Here is a 3,205-nt window from a genome sequence, read left to right on the forward strand (position 1 = left end):
GCCGCAGCATCCGCCACCGGGCCGGCCGCAGCACCCGCCGCGGAGTCCGCCCCGGGCCTGGCCCCCGTCGTCCGCGAGTCGACTCCGTCGCTCATCGCGCGCACGCTCCGTCGTGCGATCTCCGACGGCACGTTCGGCCCGGGCACCCAGCTCGGCGAGGCCGCGTTGGCGCGTTCGCTCGGCGTGAGCCGCGGCCCCCTGCGCGAGGCCATGCAGCGGTTGACGCAGGAGGGCCTCCTGGTCTCCCACCGCAACCGCGGGCTGTTCGTCGCCGACCTGACCCCCGAGGCCGTCGAGGACATGTACCTGCTGCGCACGACGGTGGAGACGGCCGCCCTCGACCGCGTACTCGACCTGGGACTGGGGGCCGACACGGCCGACGCGCTCGACGCCGCCGTCGACGCGATGGCCGCCCTCGCCGCCGAGCCGCGATCGGCGGCCATGGTCGCGGCGGATCTGGACTTCCACCACGCCCTCGTCGAGGCCGCGCGGAGCCCGCGACTGTCGCGCGTGCACGAGACGGTGCTGGTCGAGACGAGCATGTGCCTACACGCCATGCGGGGTACCTATTCGGACGCCGCGTCGCGGCTCGCCGAGCATCGCGCGATCGCCGACGCGGTACGCGCGGCCAACCCGGGCCCGGCCCGCGCGCTGCTGGTCGACCACATGAGGGACGGTCTCGCGCGGGTCCTCGGATCCGGCCCGGCCGTCTGACCACCCCCGGCGCGCGGCCGTCTGACGCGCACCTCGACACCGGCGATGACCAGCGGAAAGGCGTTGATGGCCGTGATCGTCACGCGCATGAAGGAACTTTAGCGGTGCCGACCCATCCCACCCGTGGGGGTGTGCCGAATCACCTCCGATGTGACGGAAGCTGGAACGGACGGTGGGAGGGAAAGATGCAGCACAGCGTGTTGACCAAGACCGACGAGCAGTGGGCGTGGGCAGATCTCGGTCGGTGTCGGGACATTCCGGACCTGTTCTACAACGGGGAGGATGAGGCCAAGGCGACGCGGCGCCGCAAGGAGACCGCGGCCAAGAAGCTCTGCGCGCAATGCCCCGTCATCGACGCCTGCCGCCGCCACGCCACGTACAACCGTGAGCTGTACGGCGTGTGGGGCGGGATGACCGAGGCCGAGCGCCACCGCCAGGCCGGCCGGGTGCGCACCGGCTAGACCCTCCCTGTGTTCGCGCGACACCCGAAATTCGCTACTCGGACGCCTGATCCGCTACCCCTGTGGAGGTAGCGGATCCGGTGCCGGGGTAGCGGATTTTCTTCGCTCTCGCCCCCGGTCGCCCTGTCAGCGCACGGGGATCGCGACGAGCTTGGTCTCGAGGAATTCCTCGATCCCCGTCGTCCCGCCCTCGCGGCCGAGCCCGGACTGCTTGATCCCGCCGAACGGCGCTGCCGGGTTGGAGACGACGCCCACGTTGATGCCGACCATGCCGGCCTGGAGCCGCTCGGACATCGTCATCGCGCGGTCGAGATTCTCGGTCATGACGTACGAGACCAGCCCGTACTCGGTGTCGTTGGCCAGCGCGACGGCCTCGTCATCGGTGTCGAACGGCACGAGCGCGGCGACGGGGCCGAAGATCTCGGTGGACATCAACCTGGCGTCCGGGGTGACGCCGGTGAGGACGGTGGGCGGGTAGAAGAAGCCGGGGCCCTCGCCGCGGGTGCCGCCGGTAAGCACCGCGGCACCGCGGCTCACGGCGTCGTCGACCAGCTCGGCGACCTTGTCGACGGCCTTTTCCTCGACCAGCGGTCCCACGTCGGTGCCCTCGGCGGTGCCGTCGCCCACGGTGAGGGAGGCCATCCGCTCGGTCAGTCGGCGACCGAACTCGTCCAGCACCGACCGGTGCACGAGGATCCGGTTGGCGGACGTGCACGCCTCGCCCATGTTGCGCATCTTGGCGGCCATGGCGGCGTCGACGGCGGTGTCCATGTCCGCGTCCTCGCAGACCACGAACGGGGCGTTCCCGCCGAGCTCCATGGAGGTGCGCAGCACGCCGCGCGAGCACTGCTCGAGCAGCTTCCGGCCTACGGGTGTGGAGCCGGTGAAGGAGAGCTTGCGGGCGATCCCGGAGTCGATCCACGGCTCCACCACGCCGCCGGCGTCGGTCGTGCACACCACGTTGAGCACGCCCTCGGGCAGACCGGCCTCGCGCAGGACGTCCACCACGTACAGGGAGGTCAGCGGCGTGAGGTTGGCGGGTTTGAACACCATGGTGCAGCCGGCGGCCACGGCCGGGCCGATCTTGCGGGTGGCCATGGCCAGAGGGAAGTTCCACGGGGTGATGAGGATGGACGGGCCCACCGGCTCCTGCGTCACCATGAGTCGGGTCTTGCCGTCGGGGGAGCGGCGGGCGTCGCCGTGGATGCGGGAGGCCTCCTCGGAGAACCAGCGGAAGAATTCGGCGCCGTAGCTGACCTCGCCGCGCGCCTCGGCCAGCGGCTTGCCCATCTCGGTGGTCATGAGGAGGGCGATCTCGTCGGCGCGGTACACCAGCAGCTCGTAGGCCCGGCGCAGGATCTCGGCGCGCTCGCGCGCGGGGACGGCGGCCCAGCTCTCCTGCGCCCGCCCGGCAGCGGCGATCGCGGCGGTGGCGTCGTCGGCCCCGCCGTCGGCGAGGGTGGCGATGGCCTCGCCGGTGGCCGGGTTGACCACGTCGAACGTGGCGCCGGAGGCGGCGTCGCGCCACTGCCCGTCCACGTACACGCCGGTGCCGAGTCCGGCGATGATGTCGGTGACGGAGCGGGTCATTGGGGCCTCCTGGTGGTGGGCGGGACGGTGGCGTCGGGATCGGGGCTGGAGGGGTCGGAATCGGCGGGATCGGGATCGAGGAGTTCGAAGAGGTGTCGCCCGGTACGGCCGAGTTCACCGGTCTGGGTGGCGCACGAGAACCCGTCGGTGAGGACCGGCGCGTCGGGGTCGGCGCGCAGGGCGGGTGCGAGGGCCTGTTCGGCGACGGCGGCGGTGACGGCCTCGTGGCCGGCGGTGAAGCCGAAGTCGCCGGCGACGCCGCAGCAGCCGGTGGCCTCGCGGACCGAGCCCACGCCGAGGGCGGTGAGCGTCGCGCGTTGCACGCGGTTGCCGAACGTCGCGTATTCGTGGCAGTGGGTCTGCACGGTGACGCGGTCGGGCGCGGTGCCGCCGGGCCAGGCGGGCGCCCGGCCCTCGGAGGCGAGGCGGCCGAGGTGGTC

The 3,205-nt window shown here is 72.3% G+C and carries 3 protein-coding genes and 1 pseudogene; 2 read left to right on the plus strand and 2 right to left on the minus strand.

Annotated elements, in window-relative coordinates; all coding sequences use genetic code 11:
* Together HMPREF3086_RS16330 and HMPREF3086_RS16335 are read left to right on the plus strand one after the other, a co-directional pair.
* Nucleotides 1–714 (plus strand): GntR family transcriptional regulator (locus HMPREF3086_RS16330; protein ID WP_246831027.1); only part of this gene is annotated, 714 nt, incomplete at its 5' end.
* A gap of 185 nt (nt 715–899) precedes the next feature.
* A complete protein-coding gene (locus HMPREF3086_RS16335; RefSeq protein WP_063935329.1) occupies nt 900–1,175 on the plus strand; it encodes a WhiB family transcriptional regulator in 276 nt (91 codons plus the stop codon).
* 126 nt (nt 1,176–1,301) lie between these two features.
* On the opposite strand, the gene HMPREF3086_RS16340 is transcribed toward HMPREF3086_RS16335, so the two are convergent.
* Nucleotides 1,302–2,765, minus strand: a complete 1,464-nt coding sequence (locus HMPREF3086_RS16340; RefSeq protein ID WP_061916475.1) for an NAD-dependent succinate-semialdehyde dehydrogenase — start codon at nt 2,763–2,765, stop codon at nt 1,302–1,304.
* A pseudogene (locus HMPREF3086_RS16345) lies at nt 2,762–3,205 on the minus strand (FAD-binding oxidoreductase); the annotation flags it as partial. The pseudogene HMPREF3086_RS16345 and the gene HMPREF3086_RS16340, both read right to left, overlap by 4 nt.

Source organism: Dietzia sp. HMSC21D01 (assembly GCF_001815995.1).
Taxonomy (GTDB): domain Bacteria; phylum Actinomycetota; class Actinomycetes; order Mycobacteriales; family Mycobacteriaceae; genus Dietzia; species Dietzia cinnamea.